The sequence below is a fragment of the Loigolactobacillus rennini DSM 20253 genome (assembly GCF_001436505.1).
Classification (GTDB): domain Bacteria; phylum Bacillota; class Bacilli; order Lactobacillales; family Lactobacillaceae; genus Loigolactobacillus; species Loigolactobacillus rennini.
Window position 1 is genome coordinate 37,453 of sequence record NZ_AYYI01000026.1, and the last position, 14,763, is coordinate 52,215.

The window sequence follows — 14,763 nt, forward strand, 5'->3', positions numbered from 1 at the left end:
ATGTCACGTTGTATTAACCTCCTTTCGCCTAATTTCTGCTTGGACAATTGATTCAAATGTTCGATCTACTTCGCGCTGCGGCAAAGCGTCCATTGTATTTTGATTAGCTAAACAAGCTAATTGATATGCCGCTTTTACTTTAACGTTGCGAAAAAGTAGCCCGCCAATTAATGCTGCTAATTGATTGTTGCGCCCACCAACATCACCTAAGCCAGTCGCAATTTGTTCAAATAATAAGGTTGTTGCAGTTCGTTCGCCAGTATTCACAATTGCTGTATCTGGTTGATAGTGGCTAGTTGCACGTTTACGGTTAATTGTTTTAACTAGGTCTAGGCTGGCAGTTACAATCGGTAATCTATTGGCCCACTGATACGGTTTGCCTTTAATCTGACTAGGTGGCACCACAATATAATTATTAATATGTGCTTTAACATCTACGCCTGGCAGCCAGCCAATTAATTGATGGATCCGCATATCCTCACGCTTTAAATAAAACAGCTGGCAACCGCCACCAGCTGTTCTTTGTTTTAAAGTTTTTTTGAATAGCTCAGGATGGCCTAATTGTTGAATTGATTTAAAGCCATCAGCACCGTTTGCGTGTCGGTCAATATCAATTACGAAAAAGTTAGTTGTCCGCAAGGCAATGTTTGCTGTCGGATTGGTTTTCCAAATTTGCTTAATCTCAGCAACAGTTAAAGGTGGTCGGTTAGCAAATGCAATTAACGGTTTTTTATTTGCCATGGGTAAAACACTGAATCCTTTTTCAGCATAACGGATTGCATAATTGACCAAGTTTTGCATTTAGCCCACCTCTTGATTAAAATGGAATGTCATTTTCGTCTACATCAATTGCCTCTGGTTGTTCTGCCGGTGCTAACTCATAATTCTTGTATGGATTGCTAGGATCTTTTTTATTTGGCGTAAAGGTGACTGTCAATGTGATTAAAGTTCCTTTGCCATCACGCAATAAAGTAGCAATATCTTCGTGAATGTCTGTTTCGTTCGCACCAGCAAATACTGATGGCTTAACGGGCTTGCCAAGTAGCGCACCTAGCTTTGCGATGAATTTCATGTTCCGGGTCAACACAAATTCAGGCATTTCTTTTCCTGCTTTAGTTGTGGTCGCAAATGAGATGTTGTAGAATTCTTTTTCACCGGCATGTTCGCCGTCTGTCACCTGGAATACTATGCGAACACAGTCATAGCCGCTTTTTTCGTAAACGTGATGTGAAATATCTTCAACAGCCACTACATAGTCGCCAGCCGGGAGTCCTTGATTAGTATTATTAATTGCGTCTTTCTTTGGATCAAAGTTACCTAATTCTTGGTTTGCTAAGTCTGCTAAATTCATAATTATTTACCTGCCTTTTCTTTAGTTGGTTCTGGTGTAATTGCACCACTAATTGCTTTTAAAATTCGTAAAATTTTCGGGTCATCAATGCGGCTTGCATAATATTTCTTTCGTTTGTCTTTAATCGTTCGTAGATAACGTTCGCCAATTTTTTGCGTGTGAATTACTAAGTCACAATTGCCGTTAACCACGTTGTAGTATTTGGTCTTAAGCGATGGAATTTCACGATGGTTGTCACCATCTTCTACATCCGCTACACGGCTGATATAAATGACATTGACGGGCAAAGCTTTAAGCTCCATTACCATCCCCTGCAGTACTGCATTAAATGTGGCATAACCTTTTCCATACGGGATATCTGCTAGCGCATCAACTTTAGCTTTGAGGCAAACCGCCTGTTCAATCAGCATGGTGACGTCATCAATAACATCAATAATGACCGTTTCAAAGCTATGGTTCTCGGTCTGTAGTGCTAGCATAATTTTGTCTAGCTGCTCGATAACAGTGTTTTTAGCTGTGCCATCACTATTACGCACATTACGTAGTTGCATTGATGGTGCTTTGTTTGCTAATGCGTTTCCGTCGGTGTTAAGAAATAATGGGTTGGGAAAACGTTCAGCTAAAAAGCTTTTACCACTCATCGTTGCGCCATAGATAAAAAAATTACGTGGCGTATCAATTGGTGTCTGTGGTTTGTTTGGTGGTAGTATACTCAACTAATCATCCCTCTCTGTTTTGCATAAAAGTAAATCCAACCTGGCTTATAATCTTTTAATTTCGCGTAAGCTTTAATTTCAGCAAGTGATTTTAAATCTTTAGGCTTTTTATCAGCTACATTGCGCATCACGGCATCAGTCATAATCTTTTGCGCTAATTGTTGACGCCGCTCAGTTTGTACTTTAACTAATTCAGCTTTTTCATCCACATCTAGCTGCATGTCTTCTGTTAACTTCGCCCCGCAATAGGGGCAAACATCGCCTTTACGGTAAAAAGTTCTAAAGCAATTAGCACAAACTGTCACACCTTTAATTACGCTTACAGCCTGTTGTCGCTTGTTTTGCTCTTTTTTACCAATTAAAGACCATTGGCGATCAACTGTCGGTAAACCAAAACGTTCGATGTTGCCTACATGGTCAATAATGATTGCTCGTTTGCCTTTACGCGGATTCATGGCGCGCATGGAAAACTGAAGAAACAGCGATAAGGACTGCGTTGGTCGTAGCATAATGACACAATCAACATTGGGCAAGTCTAGACCTTCAGTAAATAATTCAGCGTTGGTTACAATTTGGATTTTTCCAGATCGGTAATCTCGGATAATCTCATTGCGCTCATCTTTAGGTGTTTTACCTGAAACTGCCTTTGCATTAATATTTTTCTGATTAAATGCCTGGGCTAAACGTTTCGCACTTGCCACGTTATAGGTATAGGCAATTGCTTGTTTATTCCTAGCTAACTTTTGATAAGTTTTAACCGCATTGCCATAGATTTTTGGCTTCAAGGCTTGTTCAATACTTTCACTGGTAAAATCGCCAGTACTGTGTTTTTTTAGCCGTTTATTTTCAATTTGTTTCGGCGCATAGTAATCAATCGGTGCCAGGTGGCCATGTTTAATCAACCAATTAATTGATTTACCATTAATTAAAGTATCCGCAATTTTATCAAAGCCTTGGCCACTCATCCGCCAAGGTGTGGCAGTAAACAATAGCTTAATTGCCCGTGGACATGCTGTAATTATTTTTTGATAAGACTTAGCCAAAGCATGATGTGCCTCGTCAATAAACAGGACACTTGGTTGATTGATCGTCTCAACACGGCGGCTAATTGTTTGAACCATACCGATTTTTACAAGTTCCATTGATACGTTTTGCTCAATAAAGGTTGTACGGACTTGGTCTAAGATTTCTTTGCGATGGGCGATAAATAAGACTTGATTACCCTTTTTTGTTGCTCGCCGGGCAATTTCTGCCATAATCACAGTTTTTCCAGTCCGCGGTGGTTGTTGAACAATAATTGAGCGGTGGCCTTGGTGTAGCTCAGCTAGAATATTGCCAATCGTTTCTTGCTGATAGTCTCGCAGCTGCTTCATTTAATTAGCAATGCTTCTTTACGTACGAGCTCAGCACCATTAACCTCACGGCCTTTTTCTAACAGTTCTTTAATCTTAGTTTTTGATGGCCTGGCAGGTTGTGGCATGTAAGCGTCTACCGGTAGCTTTTTCTCGTCATGAATGACAACCGATTGCCGGCCAGGAGAAAGCTTAATGGTAAATAATGGATCCTTTACCTGGTTAATCTCTGCTGTGTGGAAAGCTTGGATTAAATTGGTCTTCATTCGGCCAATATTGTTATTGACTGCTTTCTTCCGCTGCTGTAGTCGCTTGATTTCTGCGGTTATTTCATCTGTTTCTGATTTTAAGCTGTTAATCACCTTAGCGTAACCGATTGCTTTATCCTCAATGCCATCCGTGATTGCGTCCATCGTATCGTTAAAGACTTCTGGGTCCGTTTCTGCGGCTAAAGATTTTAATTGTAAATAATTGTTGGTTAAATCGTATAAGGTTGTCATAAGAATGTCTCCTTTTAATTTAATATTGCTGTTTGCTGAGCGGTTTTTACGTAATGAGCAACATATTCTGGGCTCAAGTAAATTGTGTAATAGGAATTACCTGTTTTTGATTGCAGCATGAATTTATAAGCGCCACGCCTACACACTTGATCCTGGCCAATTGCCCAATTACTACAGCCGATATATATCATTGCTCGGTATTTGTGGTTGTCTGTTACTATTTCTCCCAGCTTAAATCGCTCATCGTCAGGGTTTTGCCTTTTAACGTCAATCATTATTTACTAGCCCTCCTGTTTATTATTAGTGATTTCATCTACATTGATCATATCCGGCTTGCCAGCCACTAATAGATTGTCAAAATCACGAATCATACGATCATTAGTAGAAGCCAAATCATCACGTAAATCATTCATTAAACTAGTACGGTTTCGTTCTAGATTAGCTACCGTGGTTTTTGACCGCCATTTTTAAAAACAGTTATTTTATATTTGTACATATAGCATTACCCCTTATTGTTTTGGTTTAAGTCAGCTGCTTTAATAAACACACACTTGCCGTGTGCTTATAAAATGTATCTTTATTTTCCATACCTATTCCTCCCATAATTTCCTGCCACAAATAGGACAATAGTCAATGTCTCTTCGACTAAGTTCACCATTTTCCCAACTATTAAGAACTAAACGATGGCCTTCGATATCAACACTAACTAGATCTTCTTCATTACCATCTGTTACGACAGTACCTTCAAGTAGGCAATCAGTATATTTTCCACAAAATATACACGGTTCTTCACTCATCTTCCATCCCTCCTGCAGCTCTAATCCAAGCTGGTGCGTCCCTCAGTGTGTCATCGTCAACATAAAACGCACTCTTATTTCTAGCTTCATCCCAACTAATCCAACTAGTTACTTCCCAGGCATCTTTGCTGTTTAAAATGACAAACTGTGGGCAACCATCATCTTCTGTGCCAGGTAAAGGTAAAATACGTGTATGCTTCAACAATTTTTATCCTCTCCAAAAATCCATTGCAGGTTATTGCCTCTGCGGTTAGGCTTTAATCCTAGCTTTTTCAACATGCAATAAACCGTTCTAATACTTTTATCAACCCGGCTTGCAATCTCTGGTGTGGTTAAGCCTTCGCACCAGGAATTAATAACCGCACTTTTTATATCGTTTAAATCAATTGTCGGTGTATTTAGCTCTGCTATTTCATGGAAACTAACCACAATCCGATCGTTACCAACTAGCTTTGTCACAGAGTTAAAATATTTTTCATCAACAATAATCAAAGCGCTTAAATGATAAATTTTGCCAACAATTCCATGTAGGTTATGCAAAACGTCTTTACCACTGCGGTAAATTTTAACGGTGACATGGTCTCCCACACTAAGCTTCTTCATTGGCATTTACCCTCGGGACTGACGCGCAAACACTAATAACCTTGTTATCTTTACAAATGCTACTTAAGACTAGAACTGATTGTCTGTCGTCATCGTTAATCATCTGTGGTGTATCCAAAATGCCCACAAACTTTTTCGCTCTTAATAACGGTTTGTCAAATTGATAAAATGAAACTGATTCACTTTCACGATAAAGTTGTAAAATTTTCTGCTCGTCTTTAGTTAATTCCGCCATTTTTAATACCTTCTCTCTGTGCTATACTTAGCTTGTAATTTATTTTTGTTTGTCCGTAATGGTGGCGGCCGTTGCGGGCTTTTTTATTTCTTCAATTTTGTGTGCGATAATCAAGCGCTTTTCAATGGCAAAGCTTTGACCAATGTAAAACCAACCATAGCTAAAGCCAACTGGTTCAGTTTCTGGCAATACGACATCATAAACATCCTTATGCATCAAGCCATCACAAACAGTTAACGTAATCCGCCAATGTTTAATTGCAAACACCTCCTTCAGTTAAAAATTAGATAAAGCATCCTAAACACTGTTGCCCAGAACCCAATGCATAGGCTAAAAATTCCTAGCCAGGTTAGGACAAAAATTCTACGCCAGGCTTTATCACTCAAAGTAGTATTCTTCCTCTTTTTCCATTTCACTTTGTTCTAGTGCCTCCCAATCAATCATTACTATCACCACCCAAACCAAGACTTATATTTGCCTGTTTTAATTATTTGAATTAGCTTGACTAAACCTGCTCCGATTACTAGGCCAACTAGCCAACTTGGAACAGTAGCAATGTGGCTGCCTGCAATTAAATAAATCATTACCAGTTGAACTCCTTCCAATGCTCTTCTAAGAATGGACCGAATACAGACGCCCTGAATCGGTAGTTACAACCCTTACCACCGCCGATAATGGCATGATCGTTTTCCATCTGTTTGATTTCATGACTAAATTTGGGATTCCATATCGTATTTTCTTTGATCCATTTTTCGCTCTTATTGCCAAGAACTTTTCGCAAATCAGCCATAGTCCATGCACGACCAGTTAAAGCTTGTTGTGTTAAGTGGTCTAATTGCTGTTGCTTAATCAGTACAAAACCTGGTGGAATTTCCACCGGTACTGTTACCTTCAAGGTTTGTGGCATAATATCAATCCTTTCTGTTATGCTTTAAATACATCAATAAAGGAGGTAGCAAAAATGGAAAACATTGAACATTACAAGTCGTTATTAGGAAAACTGCTAAAAGTTGCGATGCAAAACGCTCGAAAAGCTAATGATGTTGCCTGTGATGCAGACCTATATTCATCCGACCACAAGAGTGAAGCTGTTTTGGGCTATGTTAGCCTTGCGTACTCAGATTTTCGATCAATCTGGACTATCGTAAATTCGGTAGATGGCTTGGAACACCCCGAATTTGATAACTTGATGGGAAAAGCGGATGAATTTTGTAATGAATTTCTTGATAGTTTAAAATCAGATCACAGCCAACACTGGACTGACATACATTATGGAGAATTAGTTAGAATAGCTTACTCTGTCGGTTTATTGCTCGATGTAGATCCAGTTACCGATGATGAAAAGAAAACTTTATAATTAAACAATTTTCCGATTAATAATTTTTATCTGTAATGCCAATCTTCTTTTAGGAGTACTCCTTGCCACTTAAAAAAGGCTTGGAATGCTCCTTTTAATTTTTTAGCATTGCCTGTCTAATCGCTGTTACGCCTTTATCAAAATAAAGCCATTGTGGTGTTTCTTTATTACTGTACTTTGATTTACTGCTTGCCCAGCGGCCATATTCATTTTGCCCTGGTTGTTCTGCCTTTAAGCCAAGTTTGTTACAAATACGGCCTACTTTATTAGCCGAAGAGGCATTAACCAATTTAGCAACCTCCGTCGCGCTATATTCTTTATGCTGTAAGGCCGGAATTATCATTTCACCCGTTATTTCCTTAGCAGCATTAGCTAACAATGTTTGCTTAGATGTTTCAGAAGCTGTGGCCATGGCAATACGATAAAGCGCATTTGCTTTGGCCGTTTTAGCCCTTGTCACTGCTAATTCAGCCTGTAAAACTGGATTAAGCTTCTCTTCGGGCAATTTATTAAGCGCTCTTTCCATAGCATTAAAGGCATCAATGTATTTAAACTTAAATTCAAGAGCTTTCTTACCAGTAAAACCCATAGCAAGTAAAGTGAAACCATCTCGATTCACAAAATAAATACGTCTGTCACGTCCGTAACTATCCGCTGCCTTTCCTGTAAAAAACATTTGCGTAAAATTACACATATTCTTCTCCCCAACTTTGGGGATATCTTTTTCAAGGTTCCTTATGTCACGTAATATGTGATCATGTCTTTTATTAAAACTAGTTGCAATTTGTAAGCTTGTTGTTACTGCTTGTTTGTTTTTCATGACAACTAAACTATTCATGCTTAAATACCCTCCTTTAAAAAAATTTGATAATTATGTCCATTTATAAAATTAATAACTTAAAGTTGACTCGGGTGCAAAATTAATTCCGTCTCTGGGCCATTCATACAATTTAGCAAATGCATCACCCCATCCTATTGGAGTCTCTTCTGGATGCTTTTCATAGAATGAAATACGTTGGCGGGAAACCTTTATACCAAAGTATTTTGATAGTTCATTAGCTGCTTCGTTTTGACTAAACCCAGCATTAATTCTTGCTGCTTTTAAAGTAATACGTCTCATATCCAACACTATTTTCTGTCCCTCCCCTCTGTGTATATAAACAGTATAAGTCAACTTAAAGTTATAGTCAATAACTTTATATAACTTTGTTAAACTTTTGGTTGACATAGTGTTACATTATGTTATTCTTATTACGTGATATAGATAGGAAGTGATAATATTATGGCTCAAAATAAAATTGCTCAGCAAATTCAATCACTCAGAACTAAAAGAGACTGGACACAGGATCAATTAGCAGAGCGTCTAGGGGTTTCGAAACAATCTGTTTCAAACTGGGAAACCGGATTAAAAAGTCCAAGGATGGGCGCTTTACAAAAAATGGCCGATATTTTTCACGTCAGCATTGGTTATATTACAGATGGAGATGACTTTGACCAAAGCATCGACCAAAAAATTACTATCCTGATAAAAAAATTAAATAAAGATAGAAAGCAACGTGTATTTAATTTTATAAACACACAATTATACGAACAAGAAAAAGAAGATATTTTTAATTCTCCCAACGCCCTTGCCGCACATGCTGATAATATTGATCAAACTTATTCCAACAAGGATATTAAAAAACGGACTGATTTTCTCGAAGAAGAAATCAAAAAATATAATAGAAAAAATGGCAAGTAGGTGTTGCCGATGAATAAATACGAAAATTTGGTTAATGAGTTGTATCCAGAAATTATTGTTTTAGAACCACAAAATCTGTATCAAAATACTGATTGGTGGGGAACTTTTAAAATCAAAGATAATCAAGCCTATATTTTTATTGAGCCCCAACAATCTGAAGCAGATAAATACCAAATCTTAAAAGAAGAATTTTACCATGTTTTAACGGCTGTTAATATTTTGCTAGAGCGCCCTAATATGGATTATTATGAAAGGCTTTCCATTCGTAAGCAAGAACTAATTGCGCGTCATTTAGCATACAAAGACATTGTGACTATTGATGATTTATTTGATTGCTGGAAAAATGACTTAAATACAGAATGGGAAATAGCAGAACATTTAGATATTACGTCAGAATTTTTACATAATGCGGTTAAATATTTAAAAAGTGTTTATCCTACTCGGTTTACTATTCACACGACAGATGGAAAATACCTAGTAAAAGTTAATAATACATTTAATTTTTATCGTTTAAGCCCCGACCAATCTGCTGCAATATAAAAAATCCCCTAACCGCGGGAACGATTAGAGGATTGCTCTTTATGATAAAGAAGGTAACAACTTAATTATATCATAGGAGGAGATTGTTATGTCAAAGAAGATCAAGGATGAAAATGGGAATGTTTATGTTAAGAAAAAACCATTTTATAAACGTTTTTGGTTTTTACTATTAGTTGTAATTCTGATTGTCGGGATTGTGTCACAAATGGGAGATGACACAACAAAAAGCAGCGCCAGTAACGATAGCAAGGTTGAGAACACTAAAAGTAGTTCTTCATCAAAAGAGTCTAAGGTCCCAACTGAATATAGATCTGCCCTTAACAAAGCAAAAGACTATGCAGATACAATGAACATGTCTAAGCAAGGGATTTATGACCAATTAACTGCAGACGCTGGGGAACAATTTTCAGAGGAAGCAGCACAATATGCAATGGATAACTTGGATGATATTGATTGGAACGCCAATGCCCTGAAAAAAGCAAAAGAGTATCAAGAAGACATGGATATGTCCCCTGAAGCAGTTAGAGACCAGCTTACATCTGATGCAGGCGAGCAATTTACTGCTGAAGAAGCAGACTATGCAATCCAACATTTAGATGATTAATAATTTCTCTACTTCAAACCAATGATCATTATGGAGGGTTATTCCTTGAAACGAACTTATGAATGTAAATACGCAGGACACACTTTTATTGATGTTAATGATACTAGTGTGACAATTCGTCGCAAAGGTATGCTTAATTTTATTAATCAAGGATTAAAGGGTGCTAAATTAATTCCTTTTTCAAGTATTAGTGCCATTCAATTAAAAAAACCAGGCGTAGTCACCTCTGGCTATATTCAATTCAGTATTGCTGGTGGAAATGAATCAAAAGGCGGCCTTTTTGATGCTACCACAGATGAAAATACTGTTATGTTTGCTGATAAAAAAACATTAAAGGATATGGAAGAACTAAAGTCATACATCGAAACTAAAATCTCTGAATTGAATAATCCAGTAGCAAAATCAAATTCGCTAACTGGGCCAGAAGAAATTAAACAATACAAAGAATTGCTCGATCAAGGAATTTTAACTCAAGAAGAATTCGAAAAGAAAAAGAATCAAATATTGAACTTATAAAATAAAAAACCACACTTGCTACGAACAAGTGTGGGATAGATCCTGTTAAAACAAGCCAATAACTTATTTAACATAGGAGTGAGACTATGAAAAAGTTATATTTAATGTGTGCAGCGGCTTTGCTGGGAGTTAGTGCTGTGGGGTGCACCAATAATAATTCCAGTAATGCAAATAATAATAGAACCGAAACTACAAGCACTAAAGCTTCCGCTAACAATCTTAAAATTACAAAGGATTTAGAAAAACAGTTTAATTCAGACAACGATAAAATTGTAGCGGTCGATGTGAAAACTGATGTGGTTGACGATCAATCAAAGGATAATAAACCACACGAAGAAATAAAAGTTACTGTTAAAGATAAGGATACAATCGAAAAGCTTAAAACTGATAAAAATGCTATTGATAATGGAAATGCCAGTGATGATCAAAAGATGTATATTGCTGGGATCCAAGATATTATTAGTAATGAAGCTAAAAAGTTAAATAACAATGCTGATACAATCACGTTTGGCTATAAAATGGACGCTGACAATACGATGTTAATCGCTGGCAGCAGTAAAACCAAAGACTTTGTTAAACCTGTTGAAATTAATATAGACTAATAAAAATAACACATCCCCACCGACCAAAGTTGCGGATGTGCCAACGCAAAATTACCATGTTGCATGGCTCTTTTTGCATACTCTATTTTACATATGATTGATTTTATTTACAAGGAGGATATCACAGTGGCAAGTATCATAAAGCGGCACGGTAAGTGGCAAGCACGCGTTAATTATTATGATGAAAATGGTAAACGACGTTCTAAATCAAAAAGTGGCTTTAAAACTAAACGTGAAGCCCAATTATTCGCTAACGATTATGAGCTTAAAGCTAACGATAATGAGCTAGGTCCTGATACCAATATCACCTTGGCTGCCTATTTTAAACAATGGTATGAGCTTTATAAAGCCCCTGCTGTATCACCTCGTACATTAAAGGCATATGAATACACTTTCAACGTTATCAACAAATATCTTCCCAAAATGCAATTAACCAGTTTAAATGCGCAAAACTATCAAAAATTCTTACAAAAATATGGCGCTAATCACGCAAAAGCAACTGTTCATAAAGTTAACACCTGTATTCATGCTTGCATCCGTAACGCAGTTTATGATGGTATTGTAAAGCGAGACTTTATAACACGGACTACTTTAATTTTTGATAAAAAACGTACTCAGCAAATTGAGTATTTAAATATAAAAGAGATGCAACAGCTAACTACTTATATTCTTAAAAAATTAAATCCTAAATATGCTAGTGGCTATATGATTTTAACTGCTATTTATACCGGCATGCGCTTAGGTGAGATTCAAGGCTTGCAATGGCGAGATATTAATTTTAACTTTAAAACAATTAACATAGTACGGGCTTACAATGAGTTAAACCACGAATTTAAGGAAACTAAAAATAAAACATCCAACCGCATCATTCGTATAAACGATGATTTGTTAAATGTTTTTAAGCAATTAAAAAAAGTAAGTCAGCCCAAATCTGATAAAACACAAATATTTCTAGGCCAATCTGGCAAAGCCCCAACCTCTAACGCAGTTAACAAGGCGCTCAGAAATGCATTAAAAGCTAACCGAATAAATCGGCAAGGTTTCCATTTTCATTCTCTGCGTCATACTCATGTGGCCTATCTCCTTGCTAATCAAATAGACCTGTACGCAATTTCAAAAAGACTTGGTCACGCTGATATTGGAATCACAAGTAAGATATACTCATATATGATTGATGAATACCAGGTTAGGACTGACAATCAGATAGCAGATACCTTGCAAAATATTGTGCACGATTTGTGCACAGAACCATCAAAAACGTTGTCAAACCAAGGATAAGGATTCCCTCCGGGCGCATATCAGTTATAATAAGAATAAAAACGAAATAATAATCCCGCTAAATATATGTTTAGCGGGATTATTTTTATTAAAACAATTAAAAAGATTGTACGTAAAGCAGTGCAATTTAAACTATCGATAACCTGTATCGTCTAATTACAAACGCACTAATTTGGATAAAACCCACAATATGATATCAATCATAGCATTTTATATTGCTTATAAAAATTGTTCTTTATAAGAATAATCGCCGCCCCATGAACCACCGCACAGCATCGCGAACCTTCCGATTTTTGCGATTTGGGCAGTATACTCATCCTGCTCTTTTGTAAAGTGGATTTAAAGAGTGATGCCAGTAAAATAAATATAATTTGCTAACCTATTATAAATCGGTTCAATATCAGACAGTTTATCCGTTTTCTGGTATACACCTAACAATGCTTCGCGAATATCAGAAACGCCAGGTTGAAAATTTGCGGCCAGACTGTTATATAAACCATGTAAGGTTGCTTTCCCGTACCTTTTTTGTTGTAGTAACTGTTCCTTGTTCATAATTTTACCCCTTAAATTTGAATGCCCCGAATATAAAGAAAAACACCCTATTATAGAGTGTTTTTCTTTATATTCAATTCTTAGCAAGTACCAATCTTATGGTGAATTATAGAAGCTACCCAGACTTAATCAATGCAGTTTATAGCTTAACCTCAATTAGCAAATTTTTTGAATAACAAGCTTATAATTCATTAAGCCAGATACTGCTCGACATTGCCCCACGATAAGTACTAGCACTCTTTTCTATTTGTGAATAAAGTTTGAGGACACTTTTTGGAGCCTTAAACTGATGCCCTAACAAATAGGAAGCAATACCATTACTTAATCGCGTACAGACAAGTTGTTGTCGATCACCATTTTGTAAAGATTCTCCACAGTCTAATAATAGCTTAGCTATTTCTGGATTGTTTTGCACTTGTTGGTCAGCATATGTCTTGCTTATGTCCTCAAATAGTTTATTTGATTTTTTATTCATCAACATCAATCCCATTATTTATTCTATTTTGAGCCCAACTATTAACTACGTAGAATTTCTTGCCCCAATTAAATGAACTAGTACCAAATTTTCCAAAAACAAAGATAGCACCTAGATTCATTAAGCTACTTTAATAATAACTGTAAATCTGTAAATACATTAAGTGCTTGTTTTAATCCGCTGCTGGTTACATTTACTAATTGTGACTATTTATCCTTCACCTGCAAAATAAGGCTGGATAATTAGCCCTATTCTCGGCGGGGCATTTTTTCCAAGGGACTATAAAATTGTGATTTGTCCGAAAAGTCCGCCATATACAACCCGTTTAACCCTGCCTTTTGTCCGATCGCCCCAAGTTTAATGATTAAATCTTCTTGTGGAGCGGGAAAATGAATCCGGCCTTTACTGGCTAAAATTCTAATGTAATTAATCAACCGATTTACTAATGCTTCTGGGTTTTTAACCTGGTCGATCTTTTTATAGACTTGTAACAAAACATCAGTAATATTAAGCAGCTCGGCGGATTGATCTGGTCGTTTCATTAAAAGACTGTAGAGTTCCTTAACATACTGTTTAGTATTTTTTCTAGTAATCTCTTCTTCATTAGATTTCATTTCTTATCATCCTTTTTATACTATTCTATTTTTACACATAGTCATTAAAATAAAGAAGCAGGCATTTGTTGCTGCCTGCTTCTTGATAGATAATAGCAGGAACCGTTGCCGCCATTTAACTTAATCAACTTTTCCTCACTAACATTTCATCCCTCACCAATAAGTATAATCGGCTTGGATGCACTTAACATATTTGACTATTAACGTCGCTAAATTTGCTATAAGCGTCACAATTCGATTGATGAATGTTCTCAAAACCAAGTCGCGCAACTAGATTTTGAACAGATAAATTCCTTTGCAAAATCCAAATATTTTATGCTAATTTCTCATAGCAACGATTCGTAAAAGTTCATTTCTTCTAAGTCAGATTTTATAATTAATGATCCCAAAGAAGAAAAATAATTACGTCTGATAAACAGTGCTTAATAATAAATAACAATAAAAACTATGCTTAAACTATTTCAATATTTGCCCGATCACCGGCAGCAAATTTAAGACTAAAATAACAACTGCAATGACACGGCCTAATTTAATATTTTGTAACAAATAAACGAAAAATGCATAAATTAAAATGGCCATTAACAAAGCACTTAATACACTTAAAGTAGTCGTGGCAGCCGTTTGTAAGAACCCACCAGTAATAATCACCAAAATTAAATGAACGAAGTTGATGATCACATCAGAAATACAAGTGGTTAGATAAAAACTGCGCTTCACTTGTTTTTTATCTAATAATGGGACATCCATAAAATGTTGTGCAAGCCAATAAACGAAATAACCAATATAAGTTGTCACAAATAAGGCAAGCACCACACCAATCATGCTACTACCAAATGTCACCCACTGAACCGTTGCTGGTGCATCAATCAATATTTTTGAGAGCGTAAAATATTTTGTGTAAATGCATAAAAGATTTCTGAATTGTATAGA

Annotated in this window: 26 protein-coding genes; 7 read left to right on the plus strand and 19 right to left on the minus strand. The window is 36.5% G+C overall.

The annotated features are described in order from the left end of the window. Window positions 1–3: 3 nt before the first annotated feature. The 13 genes from FC24_RS04285 to FC24_RS04340 all read right to left on the minus strand — a co-directional run bounded on the left by FC24_RS04285 (window position 4) and on the right by FC24_RS04340 (window position 6,461). Window positions 4–801: a bifunctional DNA primase/polymerase gene (locus FC24_RS04285; protein ID WP_057873644.1), complete on the minus strand. Its 798-nt coding sequence runs from the start codon at window positions 799–801 to the stop codon at window positions 4–6. Window positions 802–817: 16 nt separating this feature from the next. Further along, window positions 818–1,351: a hypothetical protein gene (locus FC24_RS04290; protein WP_057873645.1), complete on the minus strand. Its 534-nt coding sequence runs from the start codon at window positions 1,349–1,351 to the stop codon at window positions 818–820. 2 nt (window positions 1,352–1,353) lie between these two features. Next, window positions 1,354–2,067, minus strand: coding sequence for an AAA family ATPase (locus tag FC24_RS04295; RefSeq protein ID WP_057873646.1), 714 nt, complete (start codon window positions 2,065–2,067; stop codon window positions 1,354–1,356). Then, window positions 2,064–3,440: a DEAD/DEAH box helicase gene (locus tag FC24_RS04300; RefSeq protein WP_083485627.1), complete on the minus strand. Its 1,377-nt coding sequence runs from the start codon at window positions 3,438–3,440 to the stop codon at window positions 2,064–2,066. The genes FC24_RS04295 and FC24_RS04300 overlap by 4 nt, the downstream gene beginning before the upstream one ends. Further along, window positions 3,437–3,919, minus strand: coding sequence for a siphovirus Gp157 family protein (locus tag FC24_RS04305; RefSeq protein WP_057873647.1), 483 nt, complete (start codon window positions 3,917–3,919; stop codon window positions 3,437–3,439). Before FC24_RS04305 ends, FC24_RS04300 begins: the two co-directional genes overlap by 4 nt. A gap of 14 nt (window positions 3,920–3,933) precedes the next feature. Beyond that, window positions 3,934–4,194, minus strand: coding sequence for a hypothetical protein (locus FC24_RS04310; RefSeq protein WP_057873648.1), 261 nt, complete (start codon window positions 4,192–4,194; stop codon window positions 3,934–3,936). A 6-nt stretch (window positions 4,195–4,200) separates the two neighbouring features. Next, window positions 4,201–4,332, minus strand: coding sequence for a hypothetical protein (locus tag FC24_RS11890; RefSeq protein WP_268872299.1), 132 nt, complete (start codon window positions 4,330–4,332; stop codon window positions 4,201–4,203). Between the two features lie 177 nt (window positions 4,333–4,509). Then, on the minus strand, window positions 4,510–4,716 hold the full coding sequence (locus tag FC24_RS04315) for a hypothetical protein (RefSeq protein ID WP_057873649.1): 207 nt from the start codon (window positions 4,714–4,716) through the stop codon (window positions 4,510–4,512). Next, window positions 4,709–4,918 (minus strand): hypothetical protein, encoded by a 210-nt coding sequence (locus tag FC24_RS04320; RefSeq protein WP_157059080.1) that lies wholly within the window; start codon window positions 4,916–4,918, stop codon window positions 4,709–4,711. Before FC24_RS04320 ends, FC24_RS04315 begins: the two co-directional genes overlap by 8 nt. Continuing rightward, window positions 4,915–5,325 (minus strand): helix-turn-helix domain-containing protein, encoded by a 411-nt coding sequence (locus FC24_RS04325; RefSeq protein WP_162257005.1) that lies wholly within the window; start codon window positions 5,323–5,325, stop codon window positions 4,915–4,917. The genes FC24_RS04320 and FC24_RS04325 overlap by 4 nt, the downstream gene beginning before the upstream one ends. Beyond that, complete coding sequence (locus tag FC24_RS04330; protein WP_057873652.1) at window positions 5,306–5,554, minus strand: hypothetical protein; 249 nt, start codon at window positions 5,552–5,554, stop codon at window positions 5,306–5,308. The genes FC24_RS04325 and FC24_RS04330 overlap by 20 nt, the downstream gene beginning before the upstream one ends. A gap of 39 nt (window positions 5,555–5,593) precedes the next feature. Next, window positions 5,594–5,821, minus strand: a complete 228-nt coding sequence (locus FC24_RS04335; protein WP_057873653.1) for a hypothetical protein — start codon at window positions 5,819–5,821, stop codon at window positions 5,594–5,596. A gap of 316 nt (window positions 5,822–6,137) precedes the next feature. Beyond that, window positions 6,138–6,461, minus strand: a complete 324-nt coding sequence (locus FC24_RS04340) for a DUF771 domain-containing protein (protein ID WP_057873654.1) — start codon at window positions 6,459–6,461, stop codon at window positions 6,138–6,140. 54 nt (window positions 6,462–6,515) lie between these two features. On the opposite strand from FC24_RS04340, the gene FC24_RS04345 reads away from it, so the two are divergent. Further along, window positions 6,516–6,911, plus strand: coding sequence for a hypothetical protein (locus tag FC24_RS04345; protein ID WP_057873655.1), 396 nt, complete (start codon window positions 6,516–6,518; stop codon window positions 6,909–6,911). Between the two features lie 94 nt (window positions 6,912–7,005). Here FC24_RS04345 and FC24_RS04350 read toward each other — a convergent pair whose 3' ends face one another. Continuing rightward, complete coding sequence (locus tag FC24_RS04350; RefSeq protein ID WP_057873656.1) at window positions 7,006–7,749, minus strand: Rha family transcriptional regulator; 744 nt, start codon at window positions 7,747–7,749, stop codon at window positions 7,006–7,008. A gap of 51 nt (window positions 7,750–7,800) precedes the next feature. Continuing rightward, window positions 7,801–8,031: a helix-turn-helix domain-containing protein gene (locus tag FC24_RS04355; protein WP_057873669.1), complete on the minus strand. Its 231-nt coding sequence runs from the start codon at window positions 8,029–8,031 to the stop codon at window positions 7,801–7,803. Between the two features lie 162 nt (window positions 8,032–8,193). Here FC24_RS04355 and FC24_RS04360 point away from each other — a divergent pair, with 162 nt between their 5' ends. From FC24_RS04360 to FC24_RS04385, 6 genes are all read left to right on the plus strand, one after another. Beyond that, on the plus strand, window positions 8,194–8,652 hold the full coding sequence (locus FC24_RS04360; RefSeq protein WP_057873657.1) for a helix-turn-helix domain-containing protein: 459 nt from the start codon (window positions 8,194–8,196) through the stop codon (window positions 8,650–8,652). Window positions 8,653–8,661: 9 nt separating this feature from the next. Continuing rightward, the gene (locus tag FC24_RS04365) at window positions 8,662–9,192 is read left to right on the plus strand and encodes a hypothetical protein (RefSeq protein ID WP_057873658.1); all 531 of its coding nucleotides are present in this window, start codon (window positions 8,662–8,664) and stop codon (window positions 9,190–9,192) included. A gap of 88 nt (window positions 9,193–9,280) precedes the next feature. Further along, window positions 9,281–9,796 (plus strand): Ltp family lipoprotein, encoded by a 516-nt coding sequence (locus FC24_RS04370; RefSeq protein WP_057873659.1) that lies wholly within the window; start codon window positions 9,281–9,283, stop codon window positions 9,794–9,796. Window positions 9,797–9,841: 45 nt separating this feature from the next. Next, complete coding sequence (locus FC24_RS04375) at window positions 9,842–10,312, plus strand: SHOCT domain-containing protein (protein ID WP_057873660.1); 471 nt, start codon at window positions 9,842–9,844, stop codon at window positions 10,310–10,312. An 86-nt stretch (window positions 10,313–10,398) separates the two neighbouring features. Continuing rightward, window positions 10,399–10,914 (plus strand): hypothetical protein, encoded by a 516-nt coding sequence (locus tag FC24_RS04380; protein WP_057873661.1) that lies wholly within the window; start codon window positions 10,399–10,401, stop codon window positions 10,912–10,914. Window positions 10,915–11,040: 126 nt separating this feature from the next. Next, window positions 11,041–12,192, plus strand: a complete 1,152-nt coding sequence (locus tag FC24_RS04385) for a site-specific integrase (protein WP_057873662.1) — start codon at window positions 11,041–11,043, stop codon at window positions 12,190–12,192. 339 nt (window positions 12,193–12,531) lie between these two features. Here the strand turns inward: FC24_RS04385 and FC24_RS04390 are convergent, their stop codons facing one another. The 4 genes from FC24_RS04390 to FC24_RS11565 all read right to left on the minus strand — a co-directional run. Then, window positions 12,532–12,744, minus strand: coding sequence for a hypothetical protein (locus tag FC24_RS04390; RefSeq protein WP_057873663.1), 213 nt, complete (start codon window positions 12,742–12,744; stop codon window positions 12,532–12,534). A gap of 181 nt (window positions 12,745–12,925) precedes the next feature. After that, complete coding sequence (locus FC24_RS04395; RefSeq protein WP_162257006.1) at window positions 12,926–13,219, minus strand: bacteriocin immunity protein; 294 nt, start codon at window positions 13,217–13,219, stop codon at window positions 12,926–12,928. A 248-nt stretch (window positions 13,220–13,467) separates the two neighbouring features. Then, window positions 13,468–13,833, minus strand: a complete 366-nt coding sequence (locus tag FC24_RS04400; RefSeq protein ID WP_057873664.1) for a bacteriocin immunity protein — start codon at window positions 13,831–13,833, stop codon at window positions 13,468–13,470. Between the two features lie 456 nt (window positions 13,834–14,289). Then, a partial coding sequence (locus FC24_RS11565; RefSeq protein WP_162257007.1) for a hypothetical protein occupies window positions 14,290–14,763 on the minus strand: 474 nt, incomplete at its 5' end.